The sequence below is a fragment of the Salinispirillum sp. LH 10-3-1 genome (assembly GCF_030643825.1).
Taxonomy (GTDB): domain Bacteria; phylum Pseudomonadota; class Gammaproteobacteria; order Pseudomonadales; family Natronospirillaceae; genus Salinispirillum.
In genome coordinates this window covers 1130457-1152729 of the sequence record NZ_CP101717.1, presented here as the reverse complement: position 1 = coordinate 1152729, position 22273 = coordinate 1130457, and the positions used below count along the sequence as shown (strand labels likewise).

General features: G+C 53.7%; 17 protein-coding genes. 9 read left to right on the top strand and 8 right to left on the bottom strand.

Annotation, left to right across the window (positions count from 1 at the left end; genetic code table 11):
• Window positions 1-36: 36 nt before the first annotated feature.
• The gene (locus NFC81_RS05130; protein ID WP_304996462.1) at window positions 37-924 is read left to right on the top strand and encodes an acyltransferase; all 888 of its coding nucleotides are present in this window, start codon (window positions 37-39) and stop codon (window positions 922-924) included.
• A 22-nt stretch (window positions 925-946) separates the two neighbouring features.
• Here the strand turns inward: NFC81_RS05130 and NFC81_RS05125 are convergent, their stop codons facing one another.
• Window positions 947-1747: a hypothetical protein gene (locus NFC81_RS05125; protein ID WP_304996461.1), complete on the bottom strand. Its 801-nt coding sequence runs from the start codon at window positions 1745-1747 to the stop codon at window positions 947-949.
• A gap of 213 nt (window positions 1748-1960) precedes the next feature.
• On the opposite strand from NFC81_RS05125, the gene NFC81_RS05120 reads away from it, so the two are divergent.
• Both NFC81_RS05120 and NFC81_RS05115 read left to right on the top strand, forming a co-directional pair.
• Window positions 1961-3358, top strand: a complete 1398-nt coding sequence (locus tag NFC81_RS05120) for a YjgN family protein (RefSeq protein WP_304996460.1) — start codon at window positions 1961-1963, stop codon at window positions 3356-3358.
• Window positions 3359-3465: 107 nt separating this feature from the next.
• Window positions 3466-4437, top strand: coding sequence for a M48 family metallopeptidase (locus NFC81_RS05115; protein WP_304996459.1), 972 nt, complete (start codon window positions 3466-3468; stop codon window positions 4435-4437).
• A gap of 9 nt (window positions 4438-4446) precedes the next feature.
• On the opposite strand, the gene NFC81_RS05110 is transcribed toward NFC81_RS05115, so the two are convergent.
• Genes NFC81_RS05110 through NFC81_RS05100 form a run of 3 tightly spaced genes read right to left on the bottom strand, consistent with a single transcriptional unit; the run spans window position 4447 to window position 7766 of the window.
• The gene (locus NFC81_RS05110) at window positions 4447-5277 is read right to left on the bottom strand and encodes a thioredoxin domain-containing protein (RefSeq protein WP_304996458.1); all 831 of its coding nucleotides are present in this window, start codon (window positions 5275-5277) and stop codon (window positions 4447-4449) included.
• 30 nt (window positions 5278-5307) lie between these two features.
• Window positions 5308-7257: a TIGR03545 family protein gene (locus NFC81_RS05105; protein ID WP_304996457.1), complete on the bottom strand. Its 1950-nt coding sequence runs from the start codon at window positions 7255-7257 to the stop codon at window positions 5308-5310.
• Window positions 7258-7259: 2 nt separating this feature from the next.
• Window positions 7260-7766 (bottom strand): TIGR03546 family protein, encoded by a 507-nt coding sequence (locus NFC81_RS05100; RefSeq protein ID WP_304996456.1) that lies wholly within the window; start codon window positions 7764-7766, stop codon window positions 7260-7262.
• A 247-nt stretch (window positions 7767-8013) separates the two neighbouring features.
• Here NFC81_RS05100 and NFC81_RS05095 point away from each other — a divergent pair, with 247 nt between their 5' ends.
• The 4 genes from NFC81_RS05095 (at window position 8014) to NFC81_RS05080 (ending at window position 13718) form a co-directional block, all read left to right on the top strand.
• The gene (locus NFC81_RS05095) at window positions 8014-9009 is read left to right on the top strand and encodes an iron ABC transporter substrate-binding protein (RefSeq protein WP_304996455.1); all 996 of its coding nucleotides are present in this window, start codon (window positions 8014-8016) and stop codon (window positions 9007-9009) included.
• A 69-nt stretch (window positions 9010-9078) separates the two neighbouring features.
• Entirely contained in the window at window positions 9079-10671 is a 1593-nt protein-coding gene (locus NFC81_RS05090) for an iron ABC transporter permease (RefSeq protein WP_304996454.1), read from the top strand.
• Complete coding sequence (locus tag NFC81_RS05085; RefSeq protein WP_304996453.1) at window positions 10668-11765, top strand: ABC transporter ATP-binding protein; 1098 nt, start codon at window positions 10668-10670, stop codon at window positions 11763-11765. Before NFC81_RS05090 ends, NFC81_RS05085 begins: the two co-directional genes overlap by 4 nt.
• Before the next feature lie 99 nt (window positions 11766-11864).
• Window positions 11865-13718, top strand: a complete 1854-nt coding sequence (locus tag NFC81_RS05080; protein WP_304996452.1) for a sensor domain-containing diguanylate cyclase — start codon at window positions 11865-11867, stop codon at window positions 13716-13718.
• A 7-nt stretch (window positions 13719-13725) separates the two neighbouring features.
• Here the strand turns inward: NFC81_RS05080 and NFC81_RS05075 are convergent, their stop codons facing one another.
• Window positions 13726-14469 (bottom strand): molybdopterin-synthase adenylyltransferase MoeB, encoded by a 744-nt coding sequence (locus NFC81_RS05075; protein ID WP_304996451.1) that lies wholly within the window; start codon window positions 14467-14469, stop codon window positions 13726-13728.
• Window positions 14470-14629: 160 nt separating this feature from the next.
• On the opposite strand from NFC81_RS05075, the gene NFC81_RS05070 reads away from it, so the two are divergent.
• Window positions 14630-15910 (top strand): flavohemoglobin expression-modulating QEGLA motif protein, encoded by a 1281-nt coding sequence (locus tag NFC81_RS05070; RefSeq protein ID WP_304996450.1) that lies wholly within the window; start codon window positions 14630-14632, stop codon window positions 15908-15910.
• A gap of 98 nt (window positions 15911-16008) precedes the next feature.
• Here NFC81_RS05070 and NFC81_RS05065 read toward each other — a convergent pair whose 3' ends face one another.
• Entirely contained in the window at window positions 16009-18342 is a 2334-nt protein-coding gene (locus NFC81_RS05065) for an adenylate/guanylate cyclase domain-containing protein (RefSeq protein ID WP_304996449.1), read from the bottom strand.
• A 145-nt stretch (window positions 18343-18487) separates the two neighbouring features.
• On the opposite strand from NFC81_RS05065, the gene NFC81_RS05060 reads away from it, so the two are divergent.
• Window positions 18488-18925 carry a methylglyoxal synthase gene (locus NFC81_RS05060; RefSeq protein ID WP_304996448.1) on the top strand — a complete coding sequence of 146 codons (438 nt, stop codon included), beginning with the start codon at window positions 18488-18490 and terminating at the stop codon, window positions 18923-18925.
• Window positions 18926-19118: 193 nt separating this feature from the next.
• Here the strand turns inward: NFC81_RS05060 and pgmB are convergent, their stop codons facing one another.
• Complete coding sequence (gene pgmB / locus NFC81_RS05055) at window positions 19119-19775, bottom strand: beta-phosphoglucomutase (RefSeq protein ID WP_304996447.1); 657 nt, start codon at window positions 19773-19775, stop codon at window positions 19119-19121.
• Window positions 19776-19798: 23 nt separating this feature from the next.
• Window positions 19799-22147: a glycosyl hydrolase family 65 protein gene (locus tag NFC81_RS05050; protein WP_304996446.1), complete on the bottom strand. Its 2349-nt coding sequence runs from the start codon at window positions 22145-22147 to the stop codon at window positions 19799-19801.
• Window positions 22148-22273 lie beyond the last annotated feature (126 nt).

The window sequence follows — 22273 nt, the reverse complement described above, 5'->3', positions numbered from 1 at the left end:
CAGAATAACTTTCATCTCGAGTAGGAAATGCAGTTCATGAAAAAACAGCTTGCCGGCATATTGGCCTTATTGCTGATGCTGATTCAAACCGTCATTGGCATGATTCCTTTAATGACCATTGCTTTGTTGAAGCTGATTGTACCTATTAAATCTTTTCGTCGTAGCTGCACGATTGCGGTAATGCGAATTGCCGAAACATGGGCCGAAGTCAACAAGGGCATTTTCGCCTTACTGACTTCCACGCAGTGGGAGGTTAACTGCGACATACCGCTGCGCAAAGATACGTCCTACCTCATCGTGTGCAATCATCAGTCGTGGGTTGATATCCCAGCACTCATTCAGGTATTGAACCGAAAAGTGCCGTTCTACAAGTTTTTTCTTAAGCAAGAGTTGATTTGGGTACCGCTTCTCGGTTTAGCCTGGTGGGCGCTGGATTACCCTTTTATGAAACGGTATTCGAAAGAGCAAATAGCTCGCAAACCAAGTTTGGCCGGTAAAGACATGGAAATTACCCGCAAGGCGTGCGAAAAATTCCGTGGCCTGCCGGTCTCCGTCATAAACTTTGCTGAGGGCACACGCTTTCGACAAGAGAAACACGACCACCAGAACTCTCCATACGATCAACTGCTACGCCCTAAAGCTGGCGGCATTGCCTTTGCTTTGGAGTCACTGGGGACACAGCTGGATGCTATTTTGGACGTTACCATCGTCTACCCGGACGGCATCCCCACATTTTGGGATCTGATGACTAACCGTATCCGCCGGGTGGTCGTTGATATTCAACAAATCGACATACAGCCTGAGTGGTTGACCGGCGGCTATCAAACCAATCCAGAATATCGTGAGCGCTTTCAGCAATGGGTCTCCGACCTATGGCATGAAAAAGACGCCCGTATCAAACATCTGCAGTCCGCAATCAACTGATCAAAGAAGCCCCCTAGAAGCACTAGGGGGTAACTAATTCAATGATCAATCGCGAGTCAAAATCGATGCCGTCTAACACATCACCCCAATAGGCATCTACCAATTGTTGTAGGCGCCCGCTCTGCTCAAGGGCTAGCATCGACTCGCTCAGTATCTGATGGAGTTCCGGGCGCTGCTGCGACACATAAAACGCCTCATCACGGTCGTAGGCCAAAACCAAATTGCGCTCTGCCACCAGCGCAGGATGCTGAACCAGCTCATCGCCGATCTCTTTCACGGAGCGCGATAGGTAATCGAAGTCGCCACGCCCGCGAATCAATTTGTCAAACATCACACTCCATGTACCAGGCTCCTCATAGTATTTGAGGTCATTCGCGGCCCACACCAAGCTATCTATCCAACCTCGACCAAAGCCTACTGTCAAACCCAGCTTCCGGAAAGACTCGAGGTCGGTCACATCATCAAATAACGCCTGATCTTCAGGGCGAATCATGAGTACTCGGTGCCCAATCAAGCCGCTATTGAGGCGCACATCAACCGGCAAGTAGAGCTGGTCGCGCTGCGCATCACGGATCATCCAAAAGACATCGGTTGTACCCGCTTGCAAGTATGCTTGAGCGCGGACTTGCGGCACACTCCCAAGCACACGAATTTCAAATTCATGACCACTGAGGCGAAGCGCTTCCTCCAATACTTGCAAATAGAATATATGCCCTTCCGGTTGCTCGGTGATCGTGACCACGCGCACTGTCAACGTTGAAGCACTGGCAACGGTAACGCACCAACAAGAAAGCAGCATCATAATCCAACGCACAAAGACCATTTTCCGGCGCCCTGAATGTTTTTGATCTAACGTTTATAGTTGAAGCGAACAACAGACACCAGTTTCCGCACCATTTTTCTACCTTTGATCACTCGTTAAAGAGAAAAATTTGTGAAATCCCCAGCGATTACGCTACTCTGGCGCTCCTACTGGGAACACTCCCCAACGTAGAAAATGGAAGTAAATGGAACAACAACTACAGAAGGACGTCACATGACCGACGCACGCTATGATGTGATATTTGAAGGAAAGCTGGTAGACGGCTATGAACTCGAACACGTAAAAACGCAATTCATCGAACTCTTTGCCATCGCCCACGACAAGGCCATCAAATTGTTTTCTGGCCACCGCGCCACCTTAAAAGCCGATGTTGATAACCGTACCGCTGAAAATTATCGCCAGCGACTGGCTGCCATTGGCATGCAGGTCGAATTGGTCGCGAGGGAGAGTTTGAACAGCACTGCAGAACTCAGTTTAGAGCCGTTAGCGGGCGAAGCACACGCCGCAGCGGACGGGTCCGCCATGACGGGAGCACACAGTGCTCAAGCCACCACGAGCACGGGGGCATCTGCCGAGATATCCGCGCGCATCAATAGCACTGCCGAAGCTACAGCCAAGCCCGCCACCCGCGTTAGCCCTTTTCGTTTCCATGGCAGTGGGCGTGAGTACTTTGGCATTTGGATCGTGAATATCCTGCTATCCATTGTGACACTGGGCATCTACTCGGCGTGGGCCAAGGTTCGCAACAAGCAGTATTTCTATGGTAACACTGAAATAGAAGGATCAACGTTCGAATATACGGCAAACCCCGTGCGCATTTTGATTGGCCGTTTGATTGCCGTGGGTTTCTTCATTCTATATGCACTGGCGGAGAATACATCATTGATTTGGGGGCTGATTGCATGGGGTGTTTTCATGGTGTTTATGCCGTGGGCCATTCGTCAGTCTCTGCGCTTCAACGCACGTAACAGTCGTTACCGCAACGTGCCCTTTGTATTCGTGGGCAAAACACTGGACGCCTTTAAGGTGTTTATTGCTTGGCCGATTCTCGGCATGCTGACTCTTGGTTTAGTTTTTCCGCTCGCCATTTTCAAACAGCAGCAATACATCCTAAGTAACCATCAATTTGGTACTACGCCCTTTCATTTCCATGCCACGGCCAGTGACTACTATCGCCTCTTTGGTGTCTTGCTTGGTATGTTAGTGGCTGGCGCTGTATTGATTGGCATTTTGGTGTCGATTGGCAGCGGCTTTACCATTGCGTTGGCTGTACCTGTATGGCTAATGCTCTATCTGAGTCTCTTTGCTTTTTTCAGTGTGCGTATGGCAAACCTGAAATTCACGTACACCACGCTGGGTTTGCATGGCTTCGACCCAGCTTGGGAGTTTGGCTCTTACCTCAAACTGATCACTGTCAACACCCTGTTGACCATGTTGACTCTGGGTATCTATATCCCTTGGGCCAAGGTACGTACAGCGCAGTATGCTGCTGATCATACACAGGCGGTGGTCGAAGGTGATTTGGATGACTTTATTGCTGCCGAAGAAAGCAATGTTTCCGCCTTGGGCGAAGGCATTGGCGACATCTTTGATCTGGATGTAGGGGCTTAATCGTTTTGACGGCTCCTATTTATACTGTCGAGGGGGTGTGGTACGCCACAGGCTCCTCACAGCGTGTTCCTGCGCGTTGTCGTGTCGATTCCCGCGGTGTTTGTCGCTTGGTCAACCAAGAGGGTGACCAGACGCTACTCAATGCACCGCTCGACGACCTTAAGGTTTCATCACGTATAGGCCGCACGGCACGCTACCTGAGCCATCCCGAAGGCAAGTTCGAGACCACTGATAACGACACCATTGACGCCATTGTCGCGGCGCACAACCCGGGCACACGTGCCGGATTGGCGCATCGTTTGGAATCGCACAAGCGCTTCATTTTACTGACGCTCGTCGGGGTAGCGGTATTTGTTTGGGCTTTGGTCATGCACGGCATCCCATGGGGCGCGCGGCAGGTGGCATTTCAAGTGCCTCATGCGGTCACCCAGCAACTTACCCGTGAGACCTTGGCCTTGATGGATCGAGGCGTCTTTAACGAATCGCAACTCAGCTCAACACGCCAAGCAGAGATCATGGCGCACTTTGCACCGACACTCGAACGCTATGGCGACCTTAACTTGCAGGTTGTCTTTCGCGATGGTGGTCGGCTAGGAGCGAATGCCCTCGCATTCCCCGATGGCACCGTGCTATTTACCGACCAACTCATCACCTTGTCCCAACATGATGATGAGCTGCTGGCGATCTTGGCGCACGAAATAGGCCACGTGCATTATCGACACGGCTTACAGTCGGTTATTCGTGGGTCAATCATGGGGATAGCCTGGGTGTTGGTGACCGGTGATACGTCGGCCACTGCTGAGCTTTTGTTGTCAGCACCGCTGATATTCTCTGAGCTGGCGTATTCTCGTAAGTTCGAGTTCGAAGCCGACGCCTTCGCCCGCCATTACCTGCTGGAACGTGGTTTGGACCTGACCCACTTTGAACGCATCATGATGCGTCTCACCTATGGCTCAGGTTGTACTGAACTGGCTCAATGTCTAGAGGCCGAAAAAGAAGACGACCGCATATTGAACCAGTATCTGTCTACCCATCCACCCACACCGGAACGGATCAGGGCTTTTCTGGCCGAGGACTAGAAGTACCTTCTAGCCCCCCACGCTGGCGCGGAACTGGTTAAAGCTGTTTTGCAACTGCGGCAAGGGTACCGCGCCTGGCACGCGCATTACCTGCCCGCTTGGGTTGTGGCGAATGAAGATGCCTGGAGTGCCAGTAACACCGGCACTCTGACCTTCATCCGACATCGCCTGTACGCGCGCAATCATGTTTGGGTCTTCCAGACAACGGGCAGCGGCCTGTACCTCAACACCCACGGCCACCATCAAATCAACCACCGACTGACCTTCAACACCACGCCCACCAGACCGCGTACCGCTGTAGTAGGCATCGGTGTACTGCCAGTAGGCCTGCGCGTCCACTAAGCTGCCCACGCACTCTGCACCCACTGCAGCCATCGTCGACTGCGGATCGTGTGATCGTAACGGGAAGTGCCGATGTGCCCAGTTCAGGCTCGGGTTGTCACGCGCGAACGAAGCGGCTGTGCTGTGGAAGCGCTTGCAGAACGGACATTCAAAGTCTGAATATTCGATCATGCTGAACTCTGCATCAACAGCGCCACGCAAAAAGTCTTCCGCCGGATCGATAGGACGCAAGCGAGCGGCCATTGCCTCTTCACGCTGTGCTTCCGCGCGCACCTGAGCCTGCTGTTGTTCTAAGATGAAATTTTCAATGCCGCGCTGAATGGTACCTTGCAACTGATCTTCCGTCAGACCCAGCTCACGTAACCGCGCATCCACCGCTGCTGGCGACGGTCCAGCCGAACGACTCGACGATAAATCCGCCATGCCCGCCCAATTACCCAGCCCTACAGCGCCCGCCACCAACAGGGCAATCCCTGCAACTACTCCCCACTTAGACAAAACACCTTCTCCCGGTTTGATTCTCATTCATTAAAAACTGCGGTTCCGCAATGCATCACGGGCCCGTTGTTCGGCCTCTCTTTGTAAACGACGACGCTCATCTTCCGCTTGCTGTTCTAAGCGCTTACGTTCATCTTCTGCTTGCTGCTCCAAACGCTGTTGCTCTTCCCGTAACCGCTGCTCGGCGGCACGGCGCTCAGCGTCAAGCTGACTTTCCAGCGTATCAACCCGACCAACCATCTGCCGCTCCAATGCGGCCAAAGTATCGACCACTTCACGCTCGAGATCGTTTTTCTTTTGTTCCCACTCTCGACGCTGCGCCTGCAACTGCGCCAACTCGGCCCGAATAGGTGCTTCAAAAGCTGCCCGGCGTGCCGCAAGCTCCGCCTCAACCTCTCCTTGCCAGCGCGCCAGTTCAGCACTGAACTGCCCGCGAATGGAGGCGCGCAGTTGATCATCTAAATTGGACGACCAATCCATGCGTGGAAACAATCCGGAACCGCTCAGTCGGCTTTCGACGGCAAAGCCGTCTACACTCTCCAGGGCACGTCGCATCACATTACCACTACCCCAACTGGCAGGGATACCAAACTCCGCCGCACCAAACTGCCAAGCCAGATTACCATCCCAGCGTCCCTCACGCCCGGCTGTGACACGCAGGTCGGTACTTGAACGACGCAAGCCAAGCGGATATTCAGGGTTACTCAACTGCCAACCTGAGATCTGCCATTGCCGCACACCCAAATCCAAATCCAGCCGATTGCCGGTGCGCATATCCCACACCATGCTTAACTCCGCGGAGTCAGCCGCATCCAAAACTGTTGAGTTGGCCTCAAGGCGCGCAGGTCGGCCGATCATGGCATGGTTGGTCGACACGTCGGAGAGGCGGGCCCGCCAGTCTCCGGTCGCAGTATAGGCGTTCACCCGCGCATCTTTCAGCCAGAATCGCGGCTGTGGATTGTCCTCAGGGAAAAACACATAGTAGCCTGTCACGGTAGAGCGTCGCGCCGCAGCCGAAGCCTCTGCTGAAGCTCGCCGATGATCCATCAATCGCTGAATCCAAGGTTCGGCCTGAGCGTACCAATACTGACCTTGTGCTAGCCAATCGGACCATTGTTCCCCCATTAATAGACCGACCAATGCCACCTGCGCTTCAGGCGATAGGTTATAGGTCGACAGAATGGCTGCCCAGTCTTCTGCCGGCGCACCGATTAACGCCGCCAAGGCAGCGCGGACTTCGTCTTCACTGCTGTCCAGTGTATTCAGGAACCGGTCGATGGATTGGCGATCTTGCGCCACTGCACGGCTGAGCTGCTGAATCTCTTGTTGTGCGCCCTGCAATGCGGCCAGGCTGTCGAAACTGGTGTTTTGGATAGCGCGTAAACGCGCCCGGTGGCTGGCGAGAGACTCATCGTCTGGTAGGGCCGCCGCGCGTTCAATGATTTGTCTGTTGGCTGTCGACCACGTATCTTGCAACTGGTCACCACGCTCATCGGTCAATAAACCACCATGGCGATTGAGCGCCTCGCGCGGCGAAGGCAGGTCAACCGTATCGGCAGCTCGATCGGCCAGCGACGGCTCTCTTGGTGCGCTAGGGTCAACCGCCGGTTTAGCGCGCACCCGGCCAGGCGTCGCTCGCTCGGTACCGAAACGCAGCCCATCGACAGCTAACGCCTCAATAACTACCTTGCCGGTTAACAGCCCCAGACCATCCATTTGCCACGCGGCTTGCTCAATTTCAAAAGCATTCAAGCGCGGTTGGTTGGGGTCAGTGAAAGCTAACTCCGTTACCACTATCCCCATCGGCCGCCAACTGACATCGGCACTGCCTATGTCCACTTGCGCCCCTTGAATACGTGTCAGTGAACTGACCAGAACCTGTCGAGCAATGGTGTCAGCGAAAAGCCATCCGCCCACCCAGAGCACCCCGACAATCAGTGCGAATGGGATCAAACCTTTCCAGCGAAAAATCTTTGTCATGTTCAACCCCGCCACATGCTTGTCATTCGATTAATCAGGCCTACACTCTTGCCAGTGCGCAGTAGATGGTACTTTTGCAAGCGTGGAATAACATGCAACCGGATGGATGGAATAAGCGCATGAGCAGCGACCGCTACTGGCACCAAAAGCACCAACACCAGTAACCAGCTGCCCAACGTCAGGGTGTGATGTAAGCGAGCAATCTGCCATACCCGATATTGATACAAGGAAGTCCAAAATTCCTGCAGGCCTGGGTGCAGCAACAGCCACTCACCAATGCCGTGCGCCAATGGGTTGGTCAGTAAAGACACCAGCGCAAACAACGCCCACCCCGCCATAGCGGCCGCAATGTTGACCCGCAATATGAGCAGCAATAAAAGCACAAAGAAACTGATTAACCAGAATGGGGTTAATCCCAGCATCATACCGAGACTGAACCCCCACGCGAGCTGCCACGGGCCAGCCTCGGACTGAATCGCTTTTAAAAGCTTCGTTATTGGACCCAGCATCGACGCACTCCTTTTACGACCATATGAATGATGCTGTGCAGTATACCTAATTTGCGCAGCGCCTCCTTGGGTAAATTAATGGATTTTCACTGCTATACAGTCTGCCCTTTTCTCACCCCTAAATTACAATGCGTTTGATCATCATTCCTATTTACAACGATAACGATTCTCATTACACTTGCTAACAACTCACCAATGACGCCGGTAAAACAGCGTCGAACCAAGCTCAGAAACAGGAGTTTCACGCATGCGTAAATCATGGCTTGCCGCCGCAACCCTCTCCGCTTCACTGGTCTCAGGCATTGCTGCCGCCAATGAGCTCACCTTGTATTCCGGCCGAGGGGAATCTTTTGTTCAGCCTATCGTCAATCAGTTTGAACGTGATACCGGCATCAAGGTCAATGTTCGCTATGGCGATACCGCACAGTTGGCCTTGTTGCTGCAAGAAGAAGGAACCCGCACCCGAGCCGACCTATATTGGGGTCAAGACGCTGGCGCCATGGGCTCTCTGGCAAAAGATGGTTTGTTGGCCACACTGCCCAGCCGAGTGTATGACGATCTGCCCGCCATCTACACCAGTCGCACAGGCCAGTGGGTTGCTGCCAGTGGCCGAGCGCGCGTACTAACATATTCCACCGAGCGCGTTAATGCGGCTGACTTACCATCGTCGGTGTTTGAACTGACCGATCCAAAATATAAGGGCCGCCTAGCTGTGCCTCCCACCAACGGCGGATTCCAAGCCTTTGTGACGGCTATGCGCGTACAGCATGGTGATGAGCGCACTCTGGAATGGCTGAAAGGCATCAGGGCAAATGAGCCTGTAATCTTTCGCAACAACACCACTTCTGTTCAGGGCATTGCTGATGGGGATGTAGATTTCGCAATCGTAAATAGTTATTATTTACCGCGTTTTGTTAACGCTGACCCTAACTACCCCGTAGCTCAAACGTTCTTTGCCGCTGGCGACATTGGCAATCTGGTGAACGTGGCTGGTATCGGCGTTTTAGCACCCAGCCGTAACAAAGACAATGCGGTGCGTTTTATCGAATATTTGTTGTCTCAGTCTGCACAGCAATATTTCACATCTGTCATCAATGAATACCCTGTTACACCGGGTGTCATCAGTAATCCTGTGTTGACTGACTTGAGTGAACTGCTGGTCTTGGCGCCAGAAATTGACCTCGATGAACTGGCCGATTTGCCCGGCACATTGCGCCTCTTGCGCGATGCTGGACTGATGTAATAACAAGCCTCGTAGCCCACCCATCACCTTTTATGTGGGCTACGACGCATTAACCTTCACAAGGTAACGATGACCAGCAGTTTGGCTCTACTCACAGGTTCAACCACGCGCCGACGTCCCACGTTATGGGTCTTAGTTCCGGCGATCGTCGTCACCCTGTGCATGCTTATTCCCGTGGTATACCTATTCGTTCGGGCGGCCCAAGCCGACGTCGCAGAAGCGCTCGATCTTATTCTACGCCAACGTAACCTAGACCTTTTACGCAACACCCTCGCTTTGACCTTTGGCGTACTGGCATTTACCACGCTGATGGCACTGCCCATGGCGTGGCTGGTTACCCGCACCGACTTACGTTGGCGTCGTATCGTTACGGTACTTGCCGTGGTTCCGTTAGCAGTCCCCGGTTATGTGATGGCCTATGCGCTGCTCGGTATTGGTGGTAACTACGGCGCACTGGCTCGCCTCTTTAATATCTACATTTCTAACATTCATGGCTATTGGGGTGCCGTTGCGGCCTTGTCGCTGTATACCTACCCGTACATATTCTTGAACGTGCGCAGTGCATTACTCGGCTTAGACAGCGATTTGGAAGAAAGCGCGCGCAGTCTTGGTTATGGCCGTTTGGCCATTGCCCGCCATATACTCCTGCCTCACCTGACGCCAGCACTACTGGCTGGCTACCTCGTCGTCGGCTTATACGTGTTAGGGGACTTCGGTGCGGTCGCGTTGATGCGCTACGAAGCCTTCAGTTACGCGATATTTAACCAATACTCTGGGGCCTTTGACCGCATTTACGCCGCATGGCTGTCTATAATGCTACTGGCTTTAGCCATGTCGTTCGTGTTCATGGAAGTTCTGCTGGTCAAACGTCGTCGACTCAACAGTGTTGGCAGTGGTTCGCAGCGCCCAGCGCCGCGGGCCAAACTGGGTAAGTTAGCGCCGCTGGCATGGCTTTATGTGACTGTCGTCGTATTGCTGTCGGTTGGTTTACCCGTCGCTATGCTGTCCTATTGGTTGTTGCTTTCGCCGCCGGACCTGAGTGTTTTTCAGCAGGTGCCCATGACCTTCTTACGCTCTGCTAGCGCTGCTCTGCCCGCCGCAGTACTTGCTGCTGCGATGGCGCTGCCCATTTGTTATCTGTCCATACGCCACCCATCGCGCTTATCGCGTTTTATGGAGCGCACCGTCTACATTGGCTATGCCCTGCCCCCACTGACGCTCGCGCTGGCCATGGTTTTCTTCGCACTGCATACCGCATTCTTTTTGTACCAAACGTTGGCGTTGCTGATCTTTTCTTGGGCACTGGCCACTCTTGCGCTAGCGACAGGCCCTATCCGAAGTGCGCTGATCCAGTCACGCCCCAATCTTGAAGAAGCTGCGAACGCACTGGGCTATTCGCCGGCTGCCACCTTCTTCCACGTGTTGTTGCCGCGGCTAAAGCAAGGTATCTTGGCCGCCATCGCCCTAGTATTTTTGTTTTGCATGAAAGAGCTGCCCATTACTTTCTTGCTGGCGCCTACGGGGTTTAACACGCTAGCGGTAACTGTGTTCTCTCGTACCTCGGAAGGCATGATGGCGGAAGCCGCGCCGTTCGCCGCCGCGATAGTTTTGTTTTCCAGCCTATCAGTGGGTATGATCTTGCATCGTGAGAAAAACCTATGAATGCTCAACTGAAGACAGTCACTCCCATGCCCGCCAATGCAGTCGCAGATCTCACCGCTCAAGGTGTTGAACAAATTCGCATTACCCATCTGAGCAAGCAATACGCTGGCACGGACGTACCGGCTGTATCCGATCTATCATTTGAGCTTTATAAGGGTGAAATCCTGGCGCTACTGGGTCCCAGTGGTTGCGGCAAAACCACCACCCTTCGGCTGATCGCTGGTTTCGAGCAGCCCGATCAAGGCACTATTCATTTGCACGGCGAAGACGTAACGGCTTTACCGCCCCAGCAGCGGCGTATTGGTATTGTCTTTCAGGACTACGCGCTCTTTCCCCACATGACCGTAGAGCAAAATATCTGCTTCGGCATGCGTCAACTGACCAAGAAGCTGCGTCCGGCGCGTGCAGCCGAATGGATGGACTTAATGAATCTGAATTCGCTAGGCAAACGCTATCCGCATGAGCTGTCGGGCGGACAGCAGCAGCGTGTGGCCTTGGCACGCACCTTGGCCGCCGAGCCAGATTTAGTACTGCTGGATGAACCTTTTTCAAACCTGGATGCCTCACTTCGAGAAAGCACGCGCAATGAAATGCGCCGCCTGTTCAAGAAGGCAGGCACTACGGCCATTCTGGTCACCCACGATCAAGCTGAGGCCTTGTCATTTGCCGACAAAGTGGGAGTTATGGCGGGTGGCACCTTACGCCAACTTGACAGCCCACAGAATATCTATCAGCGTCCAGACAATGCATTTGTCGCTGAGTTTCTAGGCCACACAAATTTGTTGGACGTCGAAGCGAGTGGCCATACTGCTCAGTCCGCACTCGGGGAGATCGAACTGCACAGTGCTGCCCAAGGGCTGGTCGTCGTATCCTTGCGCCCCGAGCACATGCATTTGGAGCCCAGCACTGAACCAGCACCGAACACCTGCACCGTAATCAGCCGCGAGTTTCGCGGACACGACTATTTTTACGTAGTGCATGCGCAAGGCCGAGATTACAAGGTACTGGCACCCTTCGACTGCAATCTCGCCCTGGGTGAGAAAGCACTGTTAACGGCACGCCAACCCGCCGTTGTTTTAAATCCGACGCCTTAACGAACGGATTTGCGCCAGAACATTGGTCAGCACTGATCTACGCTGCTATTCTGAGAATGAAGCTTTGGTTTCTTTACCTTGGACAGCTGGAAGTCGCCCATGGCCGAACTACCTACTATGCGCAGATTTCGTTCTAGCATAACCACCCGATTAGCGCTCATGCTGTTGGCGCTAAGCACCCTATTCACGCTATTTCTGGTAACGCAGCAAACACGGGCTTTTTATCAAGCACAATTTACTGCGCTCGAGGAGGCAGTTAACAGCGTCTTCTTGGTAAGTCAGCCAGGTGTCGAACGAGCCTTATGGGACCTCGATACTGTAGCTCTGGAAGCACTGCTGGCTGGCATTGTCGCCGTGCCCTATGTCGAACATGTTGACCTGACCGGTAACGATGGCATAACGCACGTTGCCGGCTCAATAGTTTCTAACGCATATGGCATCGCGGAGTACAGTCTGTCTTGGGAAGGTAGAAATATTGGTAGTATTGCCCTCACGTTTCCGTTGGATCAAATAGCCGCTGACACGCGCCGCCACCTTGTCACATTAATCACCAGCAATGCAGCGCAGATCATCTCCTTAGCCATTATCATGCTGATTCTGGTGCAGTTACTAATATCTCGTCACTTGATAGAACTGGCGCGTCAAACCAATTCGTCGGCACTGCATCGACGACGGGAGCCTTTCGCTCTGAACCGTCACCAATATCGGCATGACGAGCTCGATGCCGTTGCCGATGCCTTGGAGACGTTGCGCAAACAAGTCCGCCAAGACATGTCCCGGCGCCGCAAAGCGGAAAAGAAACTACAAAGTTACCAGCGCCATCTCGAGGCCTTGGTGCAGGAGAGTGATCGCAGTCTGTCAGAACTGACGCAGATCGATGATTTTATGGCCGATATCAGCATGGCCTTCTTGCAAGGACACCCCGACGAACACAGCATGACCCTGCAAAGTGTCTTGGCCGAAGCTGGCCAAGCACTTGATGTCGATCGTTTGGTGGTCTATCGAAACGAACAACAGTGCTTTCGCGTTGTCGCCTATTGGACGGCGGCGAATGTTGACATTCCACCACCTAAAGACCGCCCCATCGGCCAATTTCACGGCAACAATGACCTTCACCAGCGAATGGTTCATCGCGAATTGATCAGCTACGACGACCTTTCGCAAGCGGCCCAAAACAACGACCACGCTGCCGCCCTGTTGCGTGATATGGGCCCAAAGTCAGTCGCCATGATTTCCATGCTGCAACAGGGTGATGTCTATGGTTTGGTTACAGCATCTTACTGGAGAGGCTCTCACCACTGGACGCCTCACCAGCATTTGTTACTGACCCGTTTCGCAGACGTCATCAACCCAGTGATGGTACAAAATGAATACGTCGAAGAGTTACGCTCGATGCAACATAGGCTAATGGACGCCAACAGTACCCTCAGTGTATTGGCATCCACAGACGACCTCACCGGGTTGGCAAACCGTCGCGCCCTATATGACCACCTAGCGATGATTTTGCAACGTGCAGCGCAGCCCGTCGGCATTTTGCTGCTCGACATTGACCATTTCAAACCGTATAACGACCACTATGGGCATTTGGCCGGCGATGAGGTATTGCGGCGCATGGGTGCTCACCTCACAAGTCGAATGCGCCAGCAGGATGACCTAGCCAATCGGTTTGGTGGTGAAGAATTCGCTTGCGTGGTACAGGTAAAGAACCGAGAAGAGCTAAAAATTCTTGCCGAGCGCTTGAATAAAAGCGTGCAAGACATGGGCATTGCGCATGGATATTCACCCACAGCGGATGTCATTACTGTGAGTATTGGTGCGGTATACCATGAGCACAACACCAACATGGTGATCAACGATTTACTGAACCTCGCCGACCAAGCCCTTTATCAAGCCAAAAACGCCGGGCGCAATCAGGTGTGCTTGGTCATAAGCGACGCCAGCGCGGAGGATTGACAGAAACTCAGCGACATACCGGGCATGCGGGGTCCACGCGCAAACGCAAAGTGGTCCAAGTGCCTTGCTTAGCGTCATAGAGTTGCAGTCGCCCAACCAAGGGCTCCCCCACACCCACGATCAACTTCAACGCCTCCATGGCCATACTGGTGCCGATAACCCCTACCAAGGGCGCAACCACCCCGGTTTCTGCGCAGTTCAACGCTGTATCGCTGGTGTCGGGATACAAACAGAGCAAGCAAGGCGAGTCTTCGCGCCGCGGGTCAAAAACACTGATCTGCCCTTCCCAGGCAATAGCTGCGGCCGACACCAAGGGCACGCCTGCTTCCCAACAGGCGCGGTTAGCTGCCTGCCGACTGGAAAAATTGTCGGTTCCGGCCAGCACCACATCGGCCTGACGCACTTCTGCCAGCAAGGCTGCATCATCCAAAACACCCTGCAGCGCGGTTACCTGTACGTCCGGATTCAGCGCCAACAGCGTTTGCTTGGCGGACTCGACCTTCGACATGCCGATCGCATCGGTACGATGCACGATTTGCCGCTGCAGATTGGATACATCGACCTCATCAGGATCACTCAGAACCAAATGCCCCACGCCTGCTGCCGCCAGATAAAGCGCAACCGGGCTACCCAAACCACCCAAGCCCAAAATAAGCACGCGACTGGCCTGAAGCTTTTCTTGGCCGACGATATCGATCTCCGGTAGAAAAATTTGCCGTGAATAACGCAGGAGCTGAGTATCGCTGAGCATTTTAAGAGTCCAAGCAAAGGCCGATCGAAAAAACAGGACTGCACGATGATGTCGAGCGTTAGCGTTAGAGTCAACTCTAATACCCACAAGAAGGGTTGGTTTCCCACCACATTCCATCTATGCTCAGAAAACACCACCTAACGTTTCCAACAAGGTCGCCATGATTGAGCAAGCATTATTGGATCAGACCCGAGTACTGTCGGATCGTCTGATTGCGTTACAGACCCCTATTCGCATATTGGATGCCATCAACTGGGATCGCAAAACCAAAGAAGAGTTCTTTCGCCAGAAGGCACAAAAGAACCCGGCGATCGACCAAAGTTACTATGCACAGCGTGACCTAGGGTTTAACCCGGCTGAACTGCGCCAGGCTTTCTCTGATCTGCAACGTGACATCGTCCGTCAATTGGGTCAATTGAGTCCCATCACGCAGTTTATGAGCAAAATGTGCCGCGAATATCGAGATGTCATTCGCATGCTGGAAGCGCGTGGCACGCCGGATTTTCATAACCTGTCGGTTGAATTGTTCGGCCATCCACGTGACGTTTTTCACGCCGGAGAGCCTTCTTTGTCGGAATTGGCAGTGATGCTGCAGCAGCCTCTGGCCAACTTACTCGGCGCTGATGTTTTACCGGAAGAAAGCCGCGACATTCCGGCTGCCGAAGCCGTGGAAAAACTAAAAAAACAACTCGATGTCAGCATGGCCGGTGTCGGAGTGCAGGTAATGATTTCTGACGGTATCGTCAGCGATGCCGCAGCGGGCAGCGACCGAATTAAACTGAACCAAGACGTCATGTTTTCACAGCGCGAACTGGATATTTTGGAAGCACATGAGGGCTGGGTTCATGTCGGCACGACGCAAAACGGCCTCGCTCAACCCTATTTAACCTGCCTCAGCAAGGGAACACCCAGCGCCACGGTTACCCAGGAAGGCTTAGCCGTTTTGACGGAAATTATCACCCTTAAGTCGACCCCGCGCCGTCTCTCGAAGCTGGTCAATCGTATTCTCGCCGTCACTCAAGCGATTGACGGTGCTGAGTTCGTCGATGTCTATCGCCATTGCCTGGAACTGGGCATGTCAGAAGACGAAAGCTACACCCTGGCACAGCGGGTCTTTCGTGGCAGCACCCCCACGGGCCTGCCCTTCACCAAGGACCTCGCTTACATCAAGGGCTTTGTCTTGGTGTACAACCTGATTCGCGTGGCCATCCAGTTGGGACGGATTGATCGCTTGCACTTACTGCTGGTCGGCAAGCTGTCCATTGATGAGTTCCGTTTGGTATCCGAGCTGCACGACCTCGGCGTGATTACATCACCGCAATTTGTGCCGCCGCACTTTAAAGACTTGCGTGGTTTGGCGACCTGGCTCAGTTTCGGTCGATTTATCGGTAATCTGTCGTTTGATCAGTTGGAAAACGACTACCGCCCGTTGTTTATTTAGGCCGAGGAATTCGGAGTATGCCGCAAAGCGCGCATTGACGGCCTGCCGTTGAGCGCTGGCGGCATACCCCGAAAGCCCGCACCGTCAAAGCAATGTCGCTACTTCGACGTATGACGATACGCCCCGTCCCAATCACTGGGCAACTCTTGCGTGCGCAGATCCGCTATGCGCCCTAAGTACACCATATAGAGTTTGGCGCGTTGCGGTGAAGACGTGGTTAGCAAGGCGGCAAAGGCGTCAGAAGCCGCTTGCCAATCTCGTTGCAGGTACTGCTGATAAGCAGCGTTGTAGCGGTCCATCTCAGCCTGCAACTCATCACTCTGCTCCCCTTTACGGCACAGCGGCTCATAGCATTCAATGGGTTCTTCCTTCCCTTTCACCATGATTTTGTCGACAAAACGAAAGAAGTAGTTCGGGCATTGCGCATAGGTATCTGGCCCAACCAGAATCTTCACACCATAAAACTTCGTCAGGCTTTCCAAGCGCGACCCTAAGTTCACGGCGTCGCCAAGAACCGTATAGGAACGGCGATATTCCGAGCCCATGTCACCGACGTTCATGGAACCGGTATTCAAGCCAATACCAATTTCCACCGCAGGCAAACCATCGGCCACGAATTCACTTTGCAGCTCCTCCGTTTTATTGATCATATCAATGGCTGCTTCTAAGGCATGCTCGGCGTGCTGCGGGTCGTCCAATGGCGCCCCCCAAAAAGCCATTACCATGTCACCAACGTACTTATCGATGGTGCCGCTGCGGTTAAATATAATGCCAGTGATGGGCGTAAAATAGCGATTCAACAAGCCTTTAAGTTGTGTTGCACTCAACTGCTCGGAAATGCTGGTAAAACTGCGAATGTCAGAAAAGAGCACCGTTAGCTCTTTGTTGGCGCCTTCAAAGCTGATGGAATCGGGATCATTCAGCATGATGTCGATGTATTCCGACGGTACGTATTGGCCGAACATCGAGCGTACTTCCTGGCGCGACGCACGCTCACGCAAAAACCCTTCCAACATATTGAAGGAACCCAATACGAGAATCAGCACCAATACGTTGGCAACGGGGATATTCACATAATGAACATGCCACGCGTACACATTCCCGGCAATGACGGCAACCAAGCACACCGCTGTCGTGCCCAACAAGGTCAGCGGCCCAAAGCGACGAAACCACAAACTGAACAATAGCCCTAAAACGATCATCAGCAACGCGGTGTAGGCGTAGCTGTTGTGCAACTGGTAGGGAATCTGATTGGTCAACAAGCCATTGATTACGTTGGCATGCACCTCAACTCCGGGGTAGTTCGGTTCCAGCGGGGTCGACCGCAAATCGAGTAGGCCGATAGAGGACGTTCCTACCAGCACAATGGCTCCTTCGAGTTGCCGACGCTCTTCATCGGTCAGAGTATCGTTCAGCACATCCGTCGCTGACACGTAGGTGAAGGTGCGCTGTCGGCCGGCGTACGGCACAAAGACGGCACCAAAATAGTCCGTACGCACACGGTGTGGCGTACCGTCAGCGGGAATTTGCACCCACTCAAAGACCTTTCGATTACCGGGGCCATCGGCAATGTGATAGACCGCCTCTTCCATGCCCATGACGTAGTAGTTGTACACACTCGACAAGGCCAAACTGGAGTACAGTGCGCCATCGTAATACTGCATCAAGGGTACGCGACGAATAACGCCGTCTAAATCCGGTAGCGGATTAATCAACCCACCGGAATGCGCGGCATCTTGCAGAATTTTCAGGTTACCCACATAGCCACCAGCGCGAATCGCGGTCAAGGCCTGCGCATCCTCCGGCGACAACACGCCAACCGGCGGCGGTAATGTTCCGACACGCGTATCATCACCTGGGTAAAACACATAACCCAACACAGCGTTAGCGTCGGCAACCGACTCAGCGAACAAGCGGTCATAATCCGTTTCTTCTTCAAAACCCGCCAGCATAGCGGCGGCATCCGGGTCAGAGCGTGCGACCACCTGCGCCATTTCCAAGGCTAAGTTACGCTCCGGTTCTGAGAAGAAGACGTCGTACGTAATGGTGTATACGCCAGCGTCCAATAACCCGTTGTTCAGATCCACCAATCTCAGCCGCGACCATGGCCAACGGCCTTCGGCCGCCAAGCTGCGCTCATCGATATCCAGAATAATAATCGGTGGGTCTTCACTGGGCTTAGGCTTGGGCAACAGCTTGAGGCGCGTGTCGTAGTAGATGTATTCCAATCGCTCGATCAGCTCGGGCAGATAACTCGGCTGATTGCGCCGTGCCTCCTCGGCGACCAAGAAGAACGTCAGCATCAGGGACACCCCAACGCCCCACCACTTCTTTATGCCTCGCACAAAGGTAGCACGCAGACTGCGCAAACGTTCTGGCCACCTCTTTTCCGGTTTAGGTTCTGCACTGGGGTCATCATTGGCAAGTGTCACGGCTAGGCATCCTGTCATTCGCTTTCCGCAGTATACACCATGCATGCAGAGTGCACAGAACTGGCCCGCGCCAAGCAGCACAGTGGTTCCGCTGCAATTCCTTGTGTACACTTCAAAAAAGGAAAACAACGTATCGAGAACGACTATGGCGGTAAAAAGTGTGGCGCTGGTAGCGCACGACAATAAAAAAGAAGAGTTGACGCAATGGGTGGCCGACAACAACACGCGCTTCTCGCCGCTCAAGCTCTATGCCACTGGCACCACGGGCCGCTTATTGGGAGAGCGCCTGAAGCGCGACGACATCACCGTTCTGTTAAGTGGCCCATTGGGTGGCGACCAACAAATCGGCGCCTTGATCGCGGAAGGAAAGATAGACCTGCTGGTGTTTTTCTGGGACCCCTTAGAGCCCCAGCCACACGACCCTGACATCAAAGCCTTGTTGCGTATTGCCGCCCTGTGGAATATTCCGGTGGCCTGCAATCGCGCCACGGCGGAATTCATTCTGACCTCAGCGTACATGACGGACGACCAGCACCGCCCCGAGAAGCCCGATTTTTCCTATTACACGGGTCGTAAAGTTTAATGAAAGAGTTTAAAAACCTCAGAGGCTAAAAGCTGGCTAGGCAAAAATGTCCGAGAAAGCGCAGTTTACTAGGCGTAAATATTCGCTGCGCTCCCCCTCCGGGCCGACCCATGGTCGTTCTGGCAAGCCAGTGAGCATTTTGAGGCCATTTTTAACAACGCCAGCTTGAGAAAGGGGGGTTTTTAAACTTTTCCTAAAGTTTAAAGTATCGGGCGAGGCTTACATCGGCCAAGGTAGGAAACACCTCATCCGCCTCGCGCAACAACTCGGCGTTACCGATACCAATGGCGTACATACCCGCCTGACGAATGGAGGTAACGCCTGCCGGAGCATCTTCAAAGCCCACACAGTTGGCGGGTGCAATGCCAATGCCTACGGCGGCTTTTAAGAATATCTCTGGGTCTGGCTTACCGTTCGTCACGGTGGCGGCGTCCACTACGAAGTCAAACTCATCCAACACACCCAAGGCTTTCAAGACCGGCAAAGCATTTTTGCTCGCCGACGCCAGGCCAATGGGAATCCCCGCTGCGCGCAGCGTACGCAGCACTTCACCGGCACCGGGTAACATATCCGCTGGGGTCAGGCTGGCAATAAGGTCAACATAGTAGCCGTTTTTACGCGCCGCCAAGGCTTCTTGCTCTGGTGCACTGTATTGCCGATCGGCGTATTCCAACACAATGCGCAGAGACGCCATGCGATCAACACCCTTCACTCGGTCATCAACTTCATGCGGAATATCAAAGCCTTCTTCCAGCGCCAGGCGTTGCCACGCCAGAAAGTGGAAGCGCGCGGTGTCGGCAATAACGCCATCGAGGTCAAACACTGCACCGGTAAAACGTGGCTCAGTCATTATTAATGCTCCTAAAAGTGGGATCAGGCAACCAATGGCAAGGTGACGTTTGGGTTTCGCGCGCTCAAAGTCGTCGAAACGTCACCTTGGCTGAACAGCAATTGATCGCCTTTAATCAGTTCGTAGCGCGCCTGCTGAGCGTCAATCTCGATCTTCAGCAAGGCGCCTTGGTAGTTGAGGTGAAACGCGCACTCGGTCATGCCAGCGGGCAAACTCGGCGCAAAATGCAGCAACCCGTGCTTAACCCGCATACCGGCAAAACCCTGCACCACACACAGCCAGGCACCGCCCATGCAGGCGGTATGAATGCCGTGCTGCGTATTGCCATGATGGTTGTCGAGATCCATGCGCGTGACATCGGAAAAGTAGTGCAGCGCCTTGTCGGCGTAACCTACCTCATTAGCAATGATGCTGTGGATACAAGCCGACAAGGTAGAGTCGTGCGTGGTAATGCCTTCGTAGTAGTCGAAATTGCGCTTCTTCTGCTCCAGCGTAAACTGGTCGCTGAGCAACAGCATCGCCAACACCGTATCCGCTTGCTTACACACCTGATGCCGATAGATCACCAACGGATGATAGTGCAGCAGCAACGGGAAGTTCTCGGCAGGTGTGCTGGCGATGTCCCACCGTTTCTTATTGAAGAAGCTGTCATCCTGCATGTGAATGCCCGTGGCGGCATCTACCGGCAAATACATACGTTCAGCCGCCTGCTGCCACAGCGCTGGCTCACTGGTGTCCAACTCAAGACGTTGCTGCAAGTCACGCCAGGCTTCCGGATAGTGCTCTTGCATCCACACCGTCAATTCAAACGCATAGTGCAGGTGGGTGCGCGCCATGGCATTGGTGAAAAAGTTATTGTTCACACAGGCGGTGTATTCGTCAGGACCGGTTACTTCGTTGATGCAGAATTGATCATCCAAACGTGGATTGAAAAAGCCGATCGACATCCACATACGGGCACTTTCCAACACCACTTCAACGCCAGCATCGCGCATAAACTCATGGTCGCCCGTGGCTTGGTGGTATTGCTTCACCGCATAGGCAACATCGGCATTGATATGATATTGCGCTGTGCCCGCGGGGTAGTAAGCCGAGCACTCCTCACCCCCAATGGTACGCCACGGAAACAAACACCCTTTATCAATGGCCAGATCACGCGCGCGCCGCCGCGCGGCGTCCAGCAGGTTATAGCGGTATTGCAACAGATTCTTCGCCAAGTCCGGCTGGGTAAAGAGGAAAAACGGCAGGATATAGATCTCCGTGTCCCAGAAATAATGCCCGTCGTAACCGTGCCCGGTCAGACCCTTAGCCGCAATATTGTTAAAGCCGTCGCGCCCCAGTGACTGAAAAAGATGAAACAGATTAAAGCGCATACCCTGTTGCAGTGCAGCATTGCCACCGATGACGATGTCAGAGGTAGCCCAAAAGTCATCCATGATGTTCTGCTGTGCCTTCGCCATCTCAGCAAAGCTCAGCGCACGGCACCGTTGCAGCTCTGGCAATAGGCTGGACTCAGGTGCCGCCAAGCTGCCTTCACGCCCGGCAGCATAGACCACATGCTTGGTCAGCTCCGCAGTTTCACCGGCGGACAGGTCAATATTGAAACGCACACCCGCTTGATGATCGGATGCAATGGCAGAACTGCGCACTGCCGAAGGGGCCGTGATGGAATGCGCCATGGCTGCCGAAATGTAAAACCCAGTGCTGCGCAAACGGTACACCAAGTGCGCAGTTGTATCGTCTGCGGCGCTGGCCACCGGCTGAATATCCTCGACGCTAACGCCAGCACCAACACGAGGGTCGTCGGTTTTGTGCAACACTGGCGGCAAGCTGTTGAGCAACGACACCACACTGACCGTACCCGCAAAATCCACCGCCTTAATAGCATAAGACAGCATCACCAGACGTCGCTCGTGCAAAGACACCAAGCGTTGCGTATTAATTTCCAGCGTTTTCCCGGCGGGTGAACGCCACAGCGTCCGCCGTGTTAACACCCCGGTGTTCATGGCCAGCGTACGCTCGGATTCCAACACCTCACCTTGCGCGAAATCCACCGGCACGTCATCAATCAGCACCTGCAAATACGTCGGATTAGGTGCTGACGCGATGGATTCATTATTGCGCGCAAAACCATAGGCGCTTTCGCCATAGGCAATGGGCTCTGAGGAATAAATACCGTTCAGAAAGCAACCCGCTTCCTGATCATGTCCCACCAAACCTTCTTCCAAGGTACCGCGCACACCGATGAATCCGTTCGCCTGAGCAAAAAGACTGGCGTTCAGCCCATAGTGCTCGGCACTCAAACCGGTTTCTGTGATCTGCCACGGGTGCTCGCCGAGTCGACGTGAATCCAAAGAAGGGTGACGGGACATAATAGTGCCTTACATAGGTTGCCAAAATGTGGAGGGAGCGCACAAAGCGTTAACGCTCGCGCCAAACCTGTTGCAATAAGTGTAGTCGTCAGCGCTCCAAGGAGGACAAGTGTAGTCATTATGCAA

Bases quoted from the DNA above. Each gene is read 5' to 3' on its own strand.
- NFC81_RS05130 (WP_304996462.1), top strand. From the start codon at position 37: ATGAAAAAACAGCTTGCCGGCATATTGGCCTTATTGCTGATGCTGATT.
- NFC81_RS05125 (WP_304996461.1), bottom strand. From the start codon at position 1,747: ATGGTCTTTGTGCGTTGGATTATGATGCTGCTTTCTTGTTGGTGCGTT.
- NFC81_RS05120 (WP_304996460.1), top strand. From the start codon at position 1,961: ATGACCGACGCACGCTATGATGTGATATTTGAAGGAAAGCTGGTAGAC.
- NFC81_RS05105 (WP_304996457.1), bottom strand. From the start codon at position 7,257: ATGACAAAGATTTTTCGCTGGAAAGGTTTGATCCCATTCGCACTGATT.
- NFC81_RS05100 (WP_304996456.1), bottom strand. From the start codon at position 7,766: ATGCTGGGTCCAATAACGAAGCTTTTAAAAGCGATTCAGTCCGAGGCT.
- NFC81_RS05095 (WP_304996455.1), top strand. From the start codon at position 8,014: ATGCGTAAATCATGGCTTGCCGCCGCAACCCTCTCCGCTTCACTGGTC.
- NFC81_RS05090 (WP_304996454.1), top strand. From the start codon at position 9,079: ATGACCAGCAGTTTGGCTCTACTCACAGGTTCAACCACGCGCCGACGT.
- NFC81_RS05085 (WP_304996453.1), top strand. From the start codon at position 10,668: ATGAATGCTCAACTGAAGACAGTCACTCCCATGCCCGCCAATGCAGTC.
- NFC81_RS05080 (WP_304996452.1), top strand. From the start codon at position 11,865: ATGGCCGAACTACCTACTATGCGCAGATTTCGTTCTAGCATAACCACC.
- NFC81_RS05075 (WP_304996451.1), bottom strand. From the start codon at position 14,469: ATGCTCAGCGATACTCAGCTCCTGCGTTATTCACGGCAAATTTTTCTA.
- NFC81_RS05070 (WP_304996450.1), top strand. From the start codon at position 14,630: ATGATTGAGCAAGCATTATTGGATCAGACCCGAGTACTGTCGGATCGT.
- NFC81_RS05060 (WP_304996448.1), top strand. From the start codon at position 18,488: ATGGCGGTAAAAAGTGTGGCGCTGGTAGCGCACGACAATAAAAAAGAA.
- pgmB (WP_304996447.1), bottom strand. From the start codon at position 19,775: ATGACTGAGCCACGTTTTACCGGTGCAGTGTTTGACCTCGATGGCGTT.
- NFC81_RS05050 (WP_304996446.1), bottom strand. From the start codon at position 22,147: ATGTCCCGTCACCCTTCTTTGGATTCACGTCGACTCGGCGAGCACCCG.